Origin of the sequence: Brevundimonas sp. (genome assembly GCF_016463295.1) — a bacterium.
Lineage (GTDB): Bacteria > Pseudomonadota > Alphaproteobacteria > Caulobacterales > Caulobacteraceae > Brevundimonas.
Window position 1 is genome coordinate 53,803 of record NZ_JAEMRO010000003.1, and the last position, 16,493, is coordinate 70,295.

The window sequence follows — 16,493 nt, forward strand, 5'->3', positions numbered from 1 at the left end:
CGAGGTTCGAGGAATGAGGAGTGAAATGCCCGCTCTCCCGGAACGCCCTCGTCCCTCGACCCTCATCCCTCGAACCTATTCAAAGGAGCTGCCTCATGGCTGCCAAACAAGTTCAATTCTCCACTGACGCGCGCGAAAAAATGCTGCGCGGCGTCAACGTTCTGGCCAATGCGGTCAAGGTGACGCTGGGTCCCAAGGGCCGCAACGTCGTGATCCAGAAGTCCTTCGGCGCCCCGCGCTCGACCAAGGACGGCGTCTCGGTCGCCAAGGAAATCGAGCTGGAAGACGCCTTCGAGAACATGGGCGCCCAGATGATCCGCGAAGTCGCTTCGAAGACGAACGACAAGGCGGGTGACGGCACCACCACCGCGACCGTCCTGGCCCAGTCCATCGTGCAGGAAGGCCTCAAGTCCGTCGCCGCCGGCATGAACCCGATGGACCTGAAGCGCGGCATCGACAAGGCGGTCACCGCCGTCCTGGCCGACATCAAGGCCTCGGCCAAGAAGGTCTCCAACAACTCCGAAATCGCCCAGGTCGGCACCATCTCGGCCAATGGCGACAAGGAAGTCGGCGAGATGATCGCCAAGGCCATGGAAAAGGTCGGCAACGAAGGCGTGATCACGGTTGAAGAAGCCAAGACCGCCGAGACCGAACTCGACGTCGTCGAAGGCATGCAGTTCGACCGCGGCTACCTGTCGCCCTACTTCATCACCAACGCCGACAAGATGGAGGTCCAGCTCGAGGATCCCCTCATCCTGCTGTTCGAGAAGAAGCTGTCGTCGCTGCAGGCCATGCTGCCGATCCTGGAAGCCGTGGTCCAGTCGGGCCGTCCGCTGCTGATCATCGCCGAGGACATCGAGGGCGAGGCCCTGGCCACGCTCGTCGTCAACAAGCTGCGCGGCGGCCTGCGCGTCGCCGCCGTCAAGGCGCCGGGCTTCGGCGACCGCCGCAAGGCCATGCTGGAGGACATCGCCGTCCTGACCGGCGGCCAGGTCATCTCGGAAGACCTGGGCATCAAGCTCGAGAACGTCACCATCGACATGCTGGGCAAGGCCAAGAAGGTCACCATCACCAAGGACGACACCACCATCGTGGACGGCGTCGGCGGCAAGGACGAGATCGAGGCCCGCATCGGCCAGATCAAGAAGCAGATCGAGGACACCACCTCGGACTACGACAAGGAAAAGCTGCAGGAACGTCTGGCCAAGCTGGCCGGCGGCGTCGCGGTCATCCGCGTCGGCGGCTCGACCGAGGTCGAGGTGAAGGAAAAGAAGGACCGCGTCGACGACGCCCTGAACGCCACGCGTGCCGCGGTTGAAGAAGGCATCGTCCCCGGCGGCGGCATCGCCCTGCTGAAGGCGACCAAGGCGCTGGAAGGCCTGAAAGGCGACAACGCCGACCAGACCGCCGGCATCGCCATCATCCGTCGCGCCATCCAGGCCCCGATCCGCCAGATCGTGGAAAACGCCGGCGTCGAAGGCTCGATCGTGGTCGGCAAGGTGCTGGAAAACGCCTCGCTCACCTACGGCTTCAACGCCCAGACGGAAGAGTACGGCGACCTGGTCGCCATGGGCGTGATCGACCCCGCCAAGGTGGTCCGCACCGCCCTGCAGGACGCCGCCTCCGTGGCCGGCATCCTGATCACGACCGAAGCCGCCGTCGCCGACGCGCCCAAGAAGGCGTCCGGCGGTGCCCCCGACATGGGCGGCGGCATGGGCGGCGGCATGGGCGGCATGGACTTCTAGTCCACGCTCAGCTCACGCTGAACGAACAGAAGGGCGGGTCCGCGAGGGCCCGCCCTTTCTGCTGTCCGACGGATTCAGCCGTCGCGCCCGTTTGAACTTCGGGGCGGCAAGGAGACGGCGGATGTCACAGAGTGCCAGCCTGAACGCAGCCATTGCCTTGACCCGGTTCGGGCTGGGTGCGCGAGCCGGCGAGATCGAGGTGGTCGGCGACGACGCCCGAGGTTGGCTGACGGCGCAGATCCGGCCTGAGGGCGCGCCCTCGCCTCAGGGCGACCTGCCGACCACTGATGAGCGGGTGCAGGACTGGCTGGCCTATCAGCAGACGGGGCAGCAACGGCGGCAGATACGCCGTCAGGAAGGCGCGGCCTCGAATGCCCCGCCTGGGGCTATGGCTGAGCCCATGGCCGAGGGCGCGGCGATGTCGGCCATGGGGCAGCAGGGGCAGACTCCGGCTCAGACCGCGCCCATGTCGGACGAGGCCCAGGCCGCCTTTGATGCGCGGCGCGAGAGCCGGCGCGATCTGGCCCAGGAGACGGCGAGGGAGTTCGTGGCCCGCGCCGATCTGGCCGCAACGACGCCGGATGGCTTTGCGGAACGCTGGGCCCTGTTCTGGGCCAATGCCTTCACGGTCTCGGCGACCAAGTTTCAGTCCGGCATCTTCATCGGCCCCTATGAGCGCGAGGCGATCCGGCCGCATGTGTTCGGACGGTTCGAGGACTTGGTCTTGGCGGCCGAGAGCCACCCAGCCATGCTGACCTATCTGGATCAGGCCCAGTCGGTCGGTCCCGGCAGCGTCGCAGGCCAGAGGCGCAATGCCGGGCTGAACGAGAACCTGGCGCGGGAAATTCTTGAACTGCACACCCTGGGCACAGACGGCGGCTATACCCAGGCCGATGTGACGGAACTGGCGCGGGCCCTCACCGGCTGGTCGATCCCGACCAATCGCGGAGGGGTTGGTCAGGGCCAGGGCCAGGGTCGTCGAGGACGACGGGCCGCCGCCCTGGCGGAACCTGAGAGCGAGAACGGCTTCGTCTTCCGCACCATAATTCACGAGCCGGGCACACGGACGGTGCTGGGCAAGACCTATGCGGACGGCGGAGCCGAACAGGGCCGGGCCATCCTGCGCGATCTGGCGAATGCGCCCCAGACGGCCCGGCGTCTGAGCTACAATCTGGCCCGGCATTTCGTGGCCGACGAGCCACCGCCCTCCTTGGTCCAGAAGCTGGAGGCGGCCTGGACTTCGTCGCGCGGCGACCTGGCCCAAGTGGCGCGCGCCCTGATCGAGGCCCCCGAGGCGTGGGAGCCGCAAGGCTCCAAGATCAAGACGCCCTATGAGTTCATCGTCTCCACCCACCGCGCGCTCGGCACCCGGCCGCAGCGCCCGCAGCCCTTGCAGCAGGCGCTGATCCAGATGGGGCAACCGGCCTTTTCCGCTCCCTCACCTGAGGGCTGGCCCGACACGGCGGCGGACTGGGCGGGTCCCGATGCCTTGGTCAAGCGATTGAACTGGGCCAAGACGGTCGGCGACCGGGCCGCCGAAACCGATGCGGACGCCGTGGCCACCGCCGCGCTGGGGCCGCGCCTGGGTGAGCGGAGCCGCTTGGCCATCGCCCGCGCCGAAAGCCGCCCCGAGGCCCTGACCCTGTTCCTGATGTCGCCGGAGTTCCAACGTCGATGACCCAGATGATCCAGATGAACCGCCGCCTGCTGCTGGGCGGCCTCGGGGCCGCCGGTGTCGGCCTGGCCTATGCCGGGCGTGTGGCGGCACAATCCGCCTCGACCCGGCCCAAGCTGGTGGTCGTCATCGCACGCGGGGCCATGGACGGGCTGTCGGTGACGGTGCCCTATGGCGATGCCAACTATCGCGCCCTGCGCGGGACACTGGCCATCGCTGCGCCCGGCGAGACAAACGGGGCGCTGGCCCTGTCAGAGAGCTTCGGCCTGCACCCGGCCCTGACGACCCTGCATCAGATGTATGGCGAGGGTCAGATGCGGTTCGCCCCTGCCGTCGCTATTCCGGTCCGCATCCGCTCGCATTTCGACGCCCAGGACGTGCTGGAGAACGGCGGCGAGGGCATCCGGGCGCAAAGCGACGGCTGGCTGAACCGGGCGTTGGTTTCAGCGGGCGGGCAAGGCGCGCTGAAAGGCCTGTCGATCGGGGCCCAGACGCCGCTGATCCTGCGCGGTCGGGCCGAGACCTCCAGCTGGGCCCCCGGCGGTCAGGTCAAGGGCGAGGACCGCATCGCCTCGTTGCTTCAGGACCTCTACGTCGACGATCCCACGTTGGGCACGAGCTTGGCGCGCGGGCTGGAGACCGAGGCGCTGGCCTCGGCCATGAGCGACGGCACGCCTCTGCGCCGCGCCGATGTCGCCGGTCTGGGCCAGGCGGTGGCGCGGCTGATGACCGGCGATCAGGGGGCCGATGTCGTGGCCCTGTCGGTCGATGGCTGGGACACCCACGCCCGTCAGAATGCGCAGATGCAGACCCGGCTGGACGGACTGGACGCCCTGATCGGCGGCATCCGCACGGGCCTAGGGCCGCAATGGAGCCAGACCGTGCTGGTGGTCGCCACCGAGTTCGGACGCACGGCCCGCGCCAACGGGACCCAGGGCACGGATCACGGCACGGCCTCGTCCCTGCTGCTGGCCGGCGGGGCGCTGAAGCCGGGCGGGCCCATCGGCGACTGGCCGACCCTGGCCGACAATCGTCTGTTCGAGGACCGCGACCTGGCCCCGACGCTGGACGTACGATCAGTGTTCAAGGGCGTGCTTCGCGACCATCTTGGCGTGGACCGGGCTGCGCTGGACGCTCGCATCTTCCCCGACAGCGCGGCCGAGGCTCCGGCCCTGACCGGGCTGGTCTAGGCCTCAGTCCTCTTCAAGCGGGGGCAGGCCGGCTTCCTTGCGGGCGGCGGCGGCGGCTTTCTTCTCGGCTTTGGCGGCGGCTTTTTCGGCGGCCTTCTTGGCGTCGGCGCGCTCGCGTTCCTGACGCTCGAAACTGTAGTTGGGCTTACGGGCCATGGATGGTGGTCTCTCTATTTTCAGACAAAGTGGGGCAAGCGGGCGTCGGGGACAACCTCTGCCGTGCGCGGAAGATCAATCGACAGCGATGATCTCGACCGTCTGACCCGCGATCACGGCCTCGTCGCCGACCTGTTTGCCCATCAGGGCAACTGACAAGGGCGAGACGTGGCTGACGGAGCCGGTGGCAGGATCGGCCTCGTCTTCGCCGGTGATGCGCCAGGTCTGGGTACGGCCGTCGTCACGTTCGATGGTGACCGAACCGCCGAAGCGGACGCGGTCGTCTGGCTGGGTTTCGACCAACTGAGCCGAGGCGCGGCGGGCGGACCAGTAGCGCAGGTCGCGCGTGGCGCGGGCCATGGCCGTGCGGTCGACCTCGATATCCCCGTGCGCCTGGGCCGCGGAATAGGCGGCACGCGCGGACATCAGGGCGTCGTCGATCGCGGCAAGGCCCTCAGGCGTAACCAGATTGGGATGGGGCGAGATCGGGCGGTCGGGAAGATCGGCGGCCGTGGCCTCCAGATCCTCCTCGCGGGTGAAGGCAACGCTCATGCGACAGAAGATAGGCGTTGATGACGCTTGCCGCTAGGAAGACGCCATGACCGACCCCGCCACGCCCTCTTCGACCGTCCACGTCATCGGGGCCGGACCTGCAGGGTTGATGGCGGCCGAGCGGCTGGCGCGGGCCGGGGTTGCGGTCGTGCTGCACGACGCCATGCCGTCGGTGGGGCGCAAGCTGCTGATGGCCGGACGCGGCGGGCTGAACCTGACCCATTCCGAAGGGATCGAGGCCTTTACGGCGCGGTACCGCGAGGCGTCAGCAACGGCGGCCTCGTGGCTGGAGCGGTTCTCGCCGACACATCTGATCGGCTGGGCCGAGGGGCTGGGCCAGCCGGTCTTCACGGGGTCGTCAGGGCGGGTCTTTCCGCGCGCGATGAAGGCCTCGCCCCTGCTGAGAGCATGGCTTGGACGACTGGCGGAGTTGGGGGTCGAAGTGCGAACGCGCTCGCGCTGGGTCGGTCGCACGGAGGGCGGATTCGTCTTTGCCACGCCCGACGGGGAGCGGATCGAGCGACCCGACGCGGTGGTGCTGGCGCTGGGCGGAGCGAGCTGGCCAAGGCTGGGGTCCGACGGGGCCTGGCGCGAGGGCTTGACCGCCGACGGCGTCGAGGTCGCGCCCTTCCGGCCCTCCAACGTCGGCTTCGACGTGGCCTGGACCGAGATCTTTGCGGAGCGCTTTGCCGGTCAGCCGCTGAAGCCCATTGCCCTGACGCATGGTGGCGACACCGTGCGCGGCGAGGCGATGATCACGCGCTATGGGCTGGAAGGCGGAGCAGTCTATGCCCTGTCGGCGCGCCTGCGCGAGGCCATAGAGCGGGACGGCACCGCCGCCGTCGTGATCGACCTGCGTCCCGACCTGAGCGAGGAGGCCCTGGCCCAGCGGCTGGCGAAACCGCGCGGCAAGGACAGCGTGACCAACTGGCTGAGGAAGGCGGGGGGCCTGTCGCCCGTCGCGGTCGGTCTGCTGCGCGAAATCCCCGGCGACCTGCCGCTGGGCACCGAAAAGCTGGCCAAGCGGATCAAGGCGGTGCGCCTCACCCTGACCGGAGTGCAGGGACTGGAGCGGGCCATATCCTCGGCGGGCGGCGTCCGTCTGGATCAGATCGATGAGGGCCTGATGCTGAAGGTCCTGCCCGGCGTCTTCGTGGCCGGCGAAATGCTGGACTGGGAGGCCCCGACCGGAGGCTATCTGTTGCAGGCGACGATGGCCTCGGGCGTCGTGGCGGCGGACGGGGTGCTGGCCTGGTTGGCCGGTCAACGGCTGGCGGATTAAGGACAACGGCATGCGCGGCATCGATCTGAGTTCGTGGGAAAGCGTGGTGGCCAGTCTGGTCGGCCTGGCCCTGTTCGCCCTGATCGGGGTGGGCATCCGCCTGGTCATGATGATGACCTTCCAGCAGCGCCAGCAGCGCATGAACCGCCAGATCAACGAGCGGCTGAAGACCCTGATCGCCGCCTATAAGGTGCTGGGCGGGTCGTTCACGGGCGACCTGGCCGTCGATCCGCGCCACATGCGCGACCTGAGGCGGGCGCAGGCCGAAACGAACGAAGGCGCAGCCGTCGACGCTTCGGCCAGTGGCTCCGATCGGGCCCGGCGCATCCGCGACGCGGTAGAGGCGGCCCTGTCCGACATCATCCTGCTGGGGACGGAAGAACACGTGCGGCTGGCTCAGAGGGCGGCGCTCGATCTGGTGGAGGGCCGACCTGCGCAGATGCATGAGCTGGTGGTGTCGCTGAGAGACTTCATCCGCCATGCCCTGGACCTCAATCCCATTCCCGCCGGGCTGACGATCCCGGCCCAAGGCCCGTCACGCCCATCCGGCTCCGGCGGGGGCCGAGGCGGCGGGGGTCAGGGCGGAGGCGGAGGCGGCCAGGGTGGCGGTGGCGGAGGCATGGGCGGAGCAATGGGTGGCGGCATGGGCGGCGGTGTCGTTCTGGGCACCGACGATCGCACAGCCGGGTGACGTCCCGTCTCGCCGTGGCTAGAACCTCCCCATGACCGACCTGCCTGAAATCCAGGGCCTGTGCCCGCCGCGCTTCGACGCCGTGAAGGACGCCTTCGCCGCCAACTTCACCGATGCGCCCGAGGGGTTGAACGAACAGGGGGCGCGGTTCAGCGTCTGCATCGATGGCGAACTGGTCGTAGATCTGATGGCCGGCTGGGCCGATGCGGCGCGGACGGTGCCGTTCGGCGAGCGGACGCTGACGCCCGTCTTCTCGACCGGCAAGGCGGGGATGGCGACCCTGATCGCGACCTGTGTGGAGCGCGGCCTGCTGGACTATGACGCGCCGGTCTCTCGCTACTGGCCCGCCTTCGGCCAGAACGGCAAGGATGCCATCACGGTCGGCCAGATGATGAGCCATCAGTCGGGCCTGCCCGGCTTTTCGGAGACGGTCGATCCGACGATCTGGTTCGACCGGCAGGCGGTGCTGGATCAGCTGTGCGCCCAGGCCCCCATGTGGCCGCCGGGGACGGCCAGCGGCTATCACCCCATCACCATCGGCTATCTGGCGGGCGAGCTGTTCAGCATCGTGGATGGGCGAACCATGGGCACCGCCCTGCGTCAGGATTTTCCCGGACTGGACCTGTGGATCGGCCTGCCCGAGGCCGAGCACGGGCGGGTGGCCCAGATGCGCAAGCCCGCCTCGGCTCCCGACCTGGGTGTCATCGATGCGGTCAAGCGCGCCGCCTTTCTGGACAATGGCTCGGCCCCCGGCGGGCGCGGCTCGACCGAATGGCGGACCATGGAGATTCCGTCAGCCAACATGCACGCCACCGCCGCCGATCTGGCGCGGTTCATGAGCGTGCTGACGACGGGTGTGCTGGGCGAGCGGACGGTTCTGTCACCCGACACTCTGAACCAGATGCGCCGCGAGCGGATCGCGGGACTGGACCGGGTCGTGCCGTTCGACGTCAGCTGGGCCGCCGGGGTGATGCGCAACGAACGGCTGAACATCTTCGGCCCCAATCCTGAGACGCTGGGCCATTGCGGCTGGGGTGGCAGTTGCGCCCTCGCCGATCCGGACGCGCGAGTATCGGCGGCCTATGTCATGACCCGCCAGTCGCCGCACCTGCTAGGCGACCCGCGGGCGACGCGGCTGATCGAGGCGCTTTATTCGGCCGTCTGAAATTTTCCTGGCGCGGTCAGGGCCCCGATGACCCCGGCCAGCACGGCGCAGGCCGCGCAGGTCAGGATCACGACACGAAACGCCGTATGGAAGGCGTCGGTGGCGGCGCTGTCCAGATCGCCCCCGGCCATGACCTGGCCCAGCAGGGCGCGGGCGTCGGAGCTGTCGGCCTGCGAGACGAAGACGGCGGACAGAATCACCCCCAGCAAGGCCACAGCCAGCAGGCCCGCGACCCGGGCCACGGCATTGTTCACGCCCGAGGCCACGCCGGTATGGCTTGGCTGGACCGCCCCCATGACGGTGGCGGTCAGGGGACCGACGGCCAGGGTCATGCCGATGGCCAGCATCGTCATCCCCGCCAGCGGCCCATCGACATAGCCCGCGCCCGGTCCCGGCCAGGCCAGCAGGGCCAGACCTATGCCCGACAGGATCGGCCCGAGGCTGAGCGACAGCCGCGCCCCGAACAGGTCGGCCAGCCGCCCGGCGACGCCCGAGAACAGTCCCATGACCACCGCGAACGGCAGCATGGCCGCCCCGGCCATGGTCGCGCTGAACCCCTGCACCCGGATCAGGTCGAACGGCAGGAAGAACATGGCTCCGCCCAGGGCGAAATAGAGCAGCAGCGTCAGCAGGTTCACGCCGCTGAACACCGCCGACCGGAACAGGGTCAGCGGCATCATCGGATGGCTCTGCCGCGCTTGCGAAATCAGAAAGCCCACCAGCATCACGACACCGCCCGCCATGCCGGCGATAATGGCAGGGCTGGTCCAGCCCAGGTCGGGCGCGGCGGTCAGGGCCCAGGTCAGGGCGGCCAGACCTGCGACGGCCAGCAAGGCTCCGATCCAATCCAGCCCCCGCGCGTCGTCGTCCCGGCTTTCGGGCACGGCCTTCAGGGTGACGGCAATGGTCAGGGCGGCCAGCGGCAGGTTGATCCAGAAGATGAAGCGCCAATCGGCCTGATCCGCCAGCCAGCCGCCGATCAACGGGCCGACCATGCCGAACAGCGCCCCGGCTCCGGCCCAGGTACCGAAGGCCTTGCCCCGCTCTTCTGGCGGAAAGGTCGCGCCGATGACGGCGAGTGCTCCGGGCGTCAGAAGGGCTGCGCCGATGCCCTGCAGCGCCCGCCCTCCGATCAGCAGCTCGACCGTCGGGGCCAGGCCGCAGGCCAGCGACGCCAGGGCGAAGACGACGACGCCGATCAGGAATATTTTGCGCCGCCCGAACCGGTCCCCGGCCGCACCGCCGGTCAGGACCAGGGCACCCAGTGTCAGCAGATAGGCGTTGGACACCCATTGCACGGCGGCGGGGCCTGCACCCAGATCGCGCTGGATGGCGGGCAGGGCCACGCCCAGAGCCGAGCCGTCAATGAAGGTCAGGCTGGAGCCCAGGACGGTGGCGACCAGTATCCAGCGCTTGCGAGAGGCAGACAGGGCCTGCGTCGGCGGCGGGGCCGCCTGGACCTGGCCTTCGTTACAGGGGCTTCGGTGCGGGCCGTCCATCGCTTGTCCCCCAATCGAGAGCCGAACGTTACGCCGCCTTCCCGTCGGTGGTCTAGCGTCCGGCCTCGCGGCTCCGGTCCTCGGCGGGATCGTCCAGCAGGCCAGGCTCGGGGGCGACGACGACGGACCTGCGCCGCGACCGGACGGCCGCGATGGCGAAGACGACGGCTCCGGCCCAGATGAAGCCGAACGATATGGCCCGCAGCAGGCCGAAGGGTTCACCTTGGCTCACCCCGATGACGAAGACGATGGTCGGGGCCAGGAACTGCAGGAAGCCCATGGTCGACAAGGGCATGCGCCGCGCGGCCCAGGCGAACAGCACCATGGGCACCACGGTGATCGGCCCTGCCGCCAGGAGCCACAGGGTCGCCGCCGTGGACTGGCCGAAATGGCCCTGACCCTGGGACGCAATCCACAGCACCCAGGCCAGGCCGGGCCCGGCCAGCAGCAGGCATTCCAGGAACAGGCCGCTCTGGGCATCGACCGCCACGCGCTTGCGGATTACGCCATAGGCACAGAAGGTCGTGGCCAGCAGCAGCGATACCCAGGGCAGATGCCCCAGGGCCACGGCCTGAAGCACGACGCCGCACCCGGCCAGGGCGATGGCGACCAGGCCGGTGCGTGAAATCTTCTCGCGGAACAGCCAGGCCCCCGCCGCCATGTTGAGCAAGGGGTTGAGGTAGTAGCCGAGGCTGGCATCCAGCGTCCGGCCGTTGTTCACGGCGATGACATAGGTGGTCCAGTTCACCGCGATCAGCGTCGTCGACAGGGCGATCCAGCCCATGACGCGCGGCGAGCGCAGGGCCTGCATCACCTGCCCGCCCTGACGCACCACCAGCACCAGCGCCCCGGCCCACAGCACGGCCCAGGCGGTGCGGTGGGCCATGATCTCGAACGCATCGGCCCCGGCACGGTCCATCGCCTGGAACACCAGGGGGATGAAGCCCCAGATGGCATAGCAGGCGACGCCCGCGATCAGGGCCTTGCGATCCTCCCCGGCCGGGGCGGTGGTCACGGCCTCAGACCGTGATGGTGCGATAGCCCGAGGACGGCTTGATCATGCCGGTCTCGTCCAGCAGCTGGGCGATCTGGACGGCATTCAAGGCCGCCCCCTTGCGCAGGTTGTCGCCCACGATCCACAGCATCAGGCCGTTCTCGACCGAGGGGTCCTTTCGGATGCGGCTGACATAGACCGAGTGCTCGCCGGCGGCATCGACGGGGGTGATGTAGCCGTCGTGCTCCTGCTTATCGACCACCTGGATGCCGGGCGCGTCACGCAGGATGGCGCGGGCCTCGTCAGGGGTGATCGGCTTGTCGAACTCCAGCGCCACCGCCTCGGAGTGGCCGACGAAGACCGGCACGCGCACGCAGGTGACGGTCAGCTTGATGTCGGGATCCAGCATCTTGTGGGTCTCGTCCCACATCTTGGCCTCTTCGTCGGTGAAGCCGTCGTCACGGAAGCTGCCGATGAAGGGGATGACGTTGAAGGCGATCTGTTTGGGGAACAGCTTGGGCCGCGCGTCGCCCAGACCGTAGATGGCCTTGGTCTGGTTCCACAGCTCATCCATGCCCGCCTTGCCCGCGCCCGACACCGATTGATAGGTCGAGACCACCGCGCGCTTGATCCTGGCCGCGTCATGCAGGGGCTTGAGCGCCACGACCAGCTGCGCCGTCGAGCAGTTGGGGTTGGCGATGATGTTCTTCCTGGACGCCAGCTTGATGTCGTCAGGGTTCACCTCAGGCACGATCAGCGGCACGTCGGGGTCCATGCGGAAGGCTGACGAGTTGTCGATCACCATCGGCCCGGCCTTGCCGATCTTCTCGGACCAGGCGCGCGAGGCGTCGCCACCGGCGCTCATCAGGACCAGATCGACCTGCGAGAAATCGAAGCTGTCGATGTCTTCGCATTTGATCGTCTTGTCGCCCCACGACACCTCGACGCCCTTGGACTTGCGCGAGGCGACGGCGTGCATTTCGGAGACCGGAAACTCCAGCTCTTCAAGGATGTTCAGCATCTCGCGCCCGACGTTGCCGGTAGCGCCCACGATGGCGACTTTATAGCTCATTTTAGTCAGTCCTTCGGACGCGCTAACGCTCGCCACGCGGTGGCTCGCTGCTTGAGCGCGGAATGTGCGGTGGTAGGAGGTCACTGCATGTAGGCCTTCGCAGGCGCGAAGCAACGGTTTTCAGATATCGAACGGCCAAGTTCGCGATTGGAAAGCATTTGCCGGCCTTATGTCCCCACCGGCTTCCCCCTCCCGCCGCGCGCCGCTAAGCGAGTGCCATGACGTCCCGCATTCGTTCCGCCTATGACATCCGCATCGAGGAAGGGGTCATCGCGCCCGATCCGGCCCAGGCTCCGCTGATCGCGGCGATGGAGCGGCTGGAGGAGGATCTGGCCAGGCGCGGCCTCTTCGGCGGACTGCCCGAGGTGCGGGGCCTTTACATCTGGGGCCCACCGGGGCGGGGCAAGTCCATGCTGATGGACCTGTTCGTCACCTCGACGCCCGAGCCGAAGAAGCTTCGCGCCCATTTCCACGCCTTCATGGCCCGTATCCACGACCTGGTCCGCCAGTGGCGCGAGGGGGATGCCAAGGCCCGCAAGGCTGTCTTCGGCACGCATAAGGGCGACGACCCTATCGCGCCAATCGCGGCCCTGATCGCCTCGGAGGCGCGGCTGCTGTGTTTCGACGAGCTTCAGGTCACCGACATCGCCGACGCCATGATCCTGGGGCGGCTGTTTGAGGCCCTCTTCGAGAAGAAGGTGGTGCTGGCCGTCACCTCCAACCGCGCGCCGGACCAGCTGTATCTGAACGGCATCAACCGCCAGCTGTTCGTGCCCTTCATCGAACAGATCGAGGCGCGGTGCGAGGTCGTCTCCCTGAACGGAGACCGCGACTGGCGCCTGCATCGTTTGACCGGCGGCAAGGTCTGGTTCTCGCCGGTGGACGAGGCGGCGCGACAGGGGTTCGAGGACCTGTGGTCCGACCTGCGCGGCGGCGAGCCGGAGGAGCCCGCGCACCTGACGGTGCTGGGACGCGATGTGGTCGTTGAGCGTACCGCCGGCAGCATGGCCCGCGCCACCTTCGCGGACCTTTGCGGCAGGCCGCTGGGCCCGCAGGACTATCTGGCCATAGCCGAGCGCTTCCATACCCTGTTCCTTGAGGATGTGCCGCTGCTCAGCCCCGCCAATCAGCAGGAGGCGCGGCGTCTCGTGACCCTGATCGACGCGCTCTATGAAGCCGGTACGCGGCTGGTGACGTTGGCGGCGGCCGCGCCCGAGAGCCTGTATCCCGAGGGTGTCGGGGCCTTCGAGTTCGAGCGCACCGCCTCGCGCCTGAACGAAATGCAGGCCGCCGACTGGATGACGCGCGAGCGTTCGGCCTAGGCTGGCCTTAATTCTGCTGGACCCTGCGGTGCACCGTTGTCGCCTGATATCACGAGAGATCCGCCCATGCGCCTGCCCGCCTTGTTCGCCGCCCTCGCCCTGAGCGCCGCCTTGCCGACCGTGGCGCTGGCCCAAACGCCTGGGCCCGCCGCCGCGCCAGCCCCCGCCGTCGGCGTCACGGTTGCGGACGCCCGGACATGGCTGACCGGCCTGGGCGGATCGGTGGGGGAGCCGGAAGCCGTGACCGGGGCCCAGATCCTGCGCGTGGCCGACGAGCCCCTGCCGTGGAACCTGACCTTCTATGCCTGCACGACCCTGTGCGACGACCTGCAGTTCAGCGCGGTCTTCACGGGTCCGCTGACCATCGAGCAAGCCAATCAGTGGAACCTGCAAAGCCGTTATCTGAAAGCCGCCTTCTCCCCGGCACCCGCGACCGGCGGCGAGCCCAGCATCGTGCTGCAGTACGACGTCCTGTTGACCCAGACCGGCACCGCCCAGCTTCAGGAACCGACCGTGATCTGGCTCCAGCAGCTACGCGGCTTCGCCCAGATGCTGACCGGCCAACCGCCAGCCCAGTAAGCAAGATAAAAGGCCGCAGATCGCTCTGCGGCCTTCTTCTTTGAGCGGTATCGCTCGCCTGCCTAGGCGAGCGAGCTGTCAATGTCCTTGCAGGCCTGGATCAGACCCTGGACCGACTCGACCGACTTCTTGAACATCGCCTTTTCGTCGTCGTTGGTGCTGAATTCGATGACTTTTTCGACGCCGCCGGCACCGATCAGGGCGGGCACGCCGACATAGAGGTCGGACAGGCCGTACTCACCCGACAGCCAGACGGCGCAGGGCAGGACGCGTTTCTGGTCCAGCAGGTAGGAGCGGGCCATGGCGATGGCGCTTTCGGCCGGGGCATAGAAGGCCGAGCCGGTCTTCAGAAGCGCGACGATCTCGCCGCCGCCCTTGCGGGTGCGATCGACGATGGCGTCCAGGTCGCCCTGGCTCAACAGGCCGGCCGCGACCGCGTCCGGCAGGGGCAGGCCACCGACAGTCGAGTGGCGCACCATCGGCACCATGTCGTCGCCGTGACCGCCCAGGGTCCAGGCGTGGATGTCCTGGATCGAGACGCCGGTCTTCTCGGCCAGGAAATAGGCGAAGCGGGCGCTGTCCAGCACACCGGCCATGCCGATGACCTTCTCCTTGGGCAGGCCCGAAAATTTCTGCAGGGCCCAGACCATGGCGTCCAGCGGGTTGGTGATGCAGATGACGAAGGCGTTCGGGGCATGCTGCTTGATGCCTTCGCCCACGGCCTTCATGACCTTCAGGTTGATGCCGATCAGGTCGTCGCGGCTCATGCCCGGCTTGCGCGGTACGCCGGCGGTGACGATGCAGACGTCGGCACCGGCGATGTCGGCATAATCGTTGGCACCCTTCAAGGCGACGTCGGTACCGATCACGGCGGTGGCCTCTGCGATATCCAGCGCCTTGCCCTGGGGCGTGCCCTCGGCGATGTCGAACAGGATGACGTCACCCAGCGCCTCGCGCGCGGCCACGTGAGCCAGGGTTCCGCCGATCATTCCGGCGCCGATGAGGGCGATCTTCGCACGAGCCATAAACATTCTCCGTTGGCCTATCGCGCTTCGCGCTACTTGAGGCCGTTTGTTGGGGCCTATTGCGCTTCGCGCTACTTGAGGCCGGGTGGCTGATTGGGGAGGAAACGTGGGGCGGTCTAGACCCAGCCGCATTCGCCTGCAACCGTAACCCCGCGTTATCGGAGGGCCTGATGACCGCTGCACAGGACATGATCGCCGCCGAGGACATCCCCGACGGCCTGGTCACCGTCGTGGACGAGACCACGGTGCGGGCCGAGGTCGCGGCCTGGCGGACCCGCGTCCTGAAACGCCCCGGCCTGTGGGACAAGGCCACGCGCGGCACACAGGATCGGATCAACCGCATCATCCCCGAGCGCGTGCATCAGGTCATCACCGCCGGGGTCGAGGCGATGACCAAGGGCATATTGTTCGGCTCCGACGTCCTGCAGGCCAGACCCGGGCCGCGCGGATCGCTGGCGGCGTCGGAGATGAAGGCCCGCGCCGCGATCAAGGTCTATCGTAACACCGCCAGTGTCGAGGGCGGAGTGGCGGGGGCGGGTGGTTTCGTCCTGGCCGCGGCGGACTTTCCGGCCCTGATGGCGATCAAGGTGCGGATGCTGGCCGACATCGTGGCGGCCTATGGCTGGGGTGGCGACTCTCTGAGAGAACGGCTGTTCGTCCTGCACATCTTCCATCTGGCCTTCGCCAGTGCCCGGCGGCGACCCGAGGCCCTGGCCGATCTGGAGCGGTGGATCGCGGACATCGACCAGCCCCAAGCGATCACCGACTACGACTGGCGCACCTTCCAGATCGAGTATCGCGACCACATCGACCTGGCCAAGATGGCCCAGTTGATCCCCGTCGTTGGTGCGCCAATCGGGGCCGTGGTCAACTGGCGGCTGGTCGAGCGGCTGGGCGAGACGGCCATCATGGCCTGCCGCATGCGCTGGATGGCGGAGGCGGCATGAATCAGGTTCTGAGGCTGGATTAGTTCCCTAGGATTGATCCACGATCTCGGCGGCGACTTTTCAAGAGCTGTGACCAGGGGAGGGTCGATGAGGGGCATTCTGTTTCTGAGCGTGGCCGCCATGGCTGTCGGGTTGTGGCCAGGGGCAGCATCGGCCCAAACCATGCCGCTGAACGAATTCATTGCGACGGCCGACCGCATTCCACGCAATGTCACGGCCCTACTGAGATCTGATTATCGCCGATTGAAGCGCGAAGGTGAGGCCGGCATTTCGGCCGTCCTGACCGAGCAGTATCGCGCCCAGCAGGCAAACCGACCGAGCCAGACCTGCATTCCGATGGACGGTTTCTCCTTCGACCCCGAAGATGTGCTCCGCAGGCTGAAAGCCATCCCCGAACCGCAGCGGCGCAGGATGACCATTACCGACGGCATCCGCGAGATTATGCGCCGTCGATATCCCTGCCCGGCACCTTGATAACTTCAGTTGTTTCCAAGCCCAAAACTTATTGATTTTGCCTGTCGTCATTGTGGGCATAGGCTGGGTACACAATCATAATCCACGGGAGCTGAATCATGGACGGAAACGCTGGCGGACCCTCG

Annotated in this window: 16 protein-coding genes; 10 read left to right on the forward strand and 6 right to left on the reverse strand. The window is 67.8% G+C overall.

The annotated features are described in order from the left end of the window. Window positions 1-95: 95 nt before the first annotated feature. The 3 genes from groL (at window position 96) to JHC81_RS02300 (ending at window position 4,610) form a co-directional block, all read left to right on the forward strand. On the forward strand, window positions 96-1,745 hold the full coding sequence (gene groL, locus JHC81_RS02290; RefSeq protein ID WP_292170089.1) for a chaperonin GroEL: 1,650 nt from the start codon (window positions 96-98) through the stop codon (window positions 1,743-1,745). Between the two features lie 121 nt (window positions 1,746-1,866). Next, on the forward strand, window positions 1,867-3,423 hold the full coding sequence (locus JHC81_RS02295; protein ID WP_292170091.1) for a DUF1800 domain-containing protein: 1,557 nt from the start codon (window positions 1,867-1,869) through the stop codon (window positions 3,421-3,423). Then, window positions 3,420-4,610: a DUF1501 domain-containing protein gene (locus tag JHC81_RS02300; protein WP_292170093.1), complete on the forward strand. Its 1,191-nt coding sequence runs from the start codon at window positions 3,420-3,422 to the stop codon at window positions 4,608-4,610. Before JHC81_RS02295 ends, JHC81_RS02300 begins: the two co-directional genes overlap by 4 nt. 3 nt (window positions 4,611-4,613) lie before the next feature. Here the strand turns inward: JHC81_RS02300 and JHC81_RS02305 are convergent, their stop codons facing one another. Further along, window positions 4,614-4,766 carry a hypothetical protein gene (locus JHC81_RS02305; protein WP_292170095.1) on the reverse strand — a complete coding sequence of 51 codons (153 nt, stop codon included), beginning with the start codon at window positions 4,764-4,766 and terminating at the stop codon, window positions 4,614-4,616. 75 nt (window positions 4,767-4,841) lie between these two features. After that, window positions 4,842-5,318, reverse strand: a complete 477-nt coding sequence (greA, locus tag JHC81_RS02310; RefSeq protein ID WP_292170097.1) for a transcription elongation factor GreA — start codon at window positions 5,316-5,318, stop codon at window positions 4,842-4,844. Window positions 5,319-5,364: 46 nt separating this feature from the next. On the opposite strand from greA, the gene JHC81_RS02315 reads away from it, so the two are divergent. Genes JHC81_RS02315 through JHC81_RS02325 form a run of 3 tightly spaced genes read left to right on the forward strand, consistent with a single transcriptional unit; the run spans window position 5,365 to window position 8,456 of the window. After that, window positions 5,365-6,600: a TIGR03862 family flavoprotein gene (locus JHC81_RS02315; RefSeq protein ID WP_292170099.1), complete on the forward strand. Its 1,236-nt coding sequence runs from the start codon at window positions 5,365-5,367 to the stop codon at window positions 6,598-6,600. A 10-nt stretch (window positions 6,601-6,610) separates the two neighbouring features. Beyond that, window positions 6,611-7,291 (forward strand): hypothetical protein, encoded by a 681-nt coding sequence (locus JHC81_RS02320; RefSeq protein WP_292170101.1) that lies wholly within the window; start codon window positions 6,611-6,613, stop codon window positions 7,289-7,291. Between the two features lie 31 nt (window positions 7,292-7,322). Beyond that, window positions 7,323-8,456, forward strand: coding sequence for a serine hydrolase domain-containing protein (locus JHC81_RS02325; RefSeq protein ID WP_292170103.1), 1,134 nt, complete (start codon window positions 7,323-7,325; stop codon window positions 8,454-8,456). Here JHC81_RS02325 and JHC81_RS02330 read toward each other — a convergent pair. The 3 genes from JHC81_RS02330 to JHC81_RS02340 are packed head-to-tail and all read right to left on the reverse strand — an operon-like array spanning window position 8,441 to window position 12,021. Beyond that, window positions 8,441-9,955, reverse strand: a complete 1,515-nt coding sequence (locus JHC81_RS02330) for an MFS transporter (RefSeq protein WP_292170106.1) — start codon at window positions 9,953-9,955, stop codon at window positions 8,441-8,443. The two genes, JHC81_RS02325 and JHC81_RS02330, sit on opposite strands and share 16 nt — an antisense overlap. Window positions 9,956-10,007: 52 nt before the next feature. Then, window positions 10,008-10,970 (reverse strand): EamA family transporter RarD, encoded by a 963-nt coding sequence (rarD, locus tag JHC81_RS02335; protein ID WP_292170108.1) that lies wholly within the window; start codon window positions 10,968-10,970, stop codon window positions 10,008-10,010. A 4-nt stretch (window positions 10,971-10,974) separates the two neighbouring features. Further along, complete coding sequence (locus tag JHC81_RS02340; protein WP_292170116.1) at window positions 10,975-12,021, reverse strand: aspartate-semialdehyde dehydrogenase; 1,047 nt, start codon at window positions 12,019-12,021, stop codon at window positions 10,975-10,977. A gap of 218 nt (window positions 12,022-12,239) precedes the next feature. Here JHC81_RS02340 and zapE point away from each other — a divergent pair, with 218 nt between their 5' ends. After that, entirely contained in the window at window positions 12,240-13,343 is a 1,104-nt protein-coding gene (gene zapE, locus JHC81_RS02345) for a cell division protein ZapE (protein ID WP_292170118.1), read from the forward strand. Between the two features lie 66 nt (window positions 13,344-13,409). After that, window positions 13,410-13,922 (forward strand): hypothetical protein, encoded by a 513-nt coding sequence (locus JHC81_RS02350; protein WP_292170120.1) that lies wholly within the window; start codon window positions 13,410-13,412, stop codon window positions 13,920-13,922. 62 nt (window positions 13,923-13,984) lie between these two features. On the opposite strand, the gene mdh is transcribed toward JHC81_RS02350, so the two are convergent. After that, window positions 13,985-14,947, reverse strand: coding sequence for a malate dehydrogenase (gene mdh / locus JHC81_RS02355; protein WP_292170121.1), 963 nt, complete (start codon window positions 14,945-14,947; stop codon window positions 13,985-13,987). A gap of 170 nt (window positions 14,948-15,117) precedes the next feature. Between mdh and JHC81_RS02360 the strand changes: the two genes are divergently transcribed. Then, on the forward strand, window positions 15,118-15,894 hold the full coding sequence (locus JHC81_RS02360) for an EcsC family protein (RefSeq protein ID WP_292170123.1): 777 nt from the start codon (window positions 15,118-15,120) through the stop codon (window positions 15,892-15,894). Window positions 15,895-15,981: 87 nt separating this feature from the next. Further along, window positions 15,982-16,368, forward strand: a complete 387-nt coding sequence (locus tag JHC81_RS02365) for a hypothetical protein (protein ID WP_292170124.1) — start codon at window positions 15,982-15,984, stop codon at window positions 16,366-16,368. Window positions 16,369-16,493: the final 125 nt, after the last annotated feature.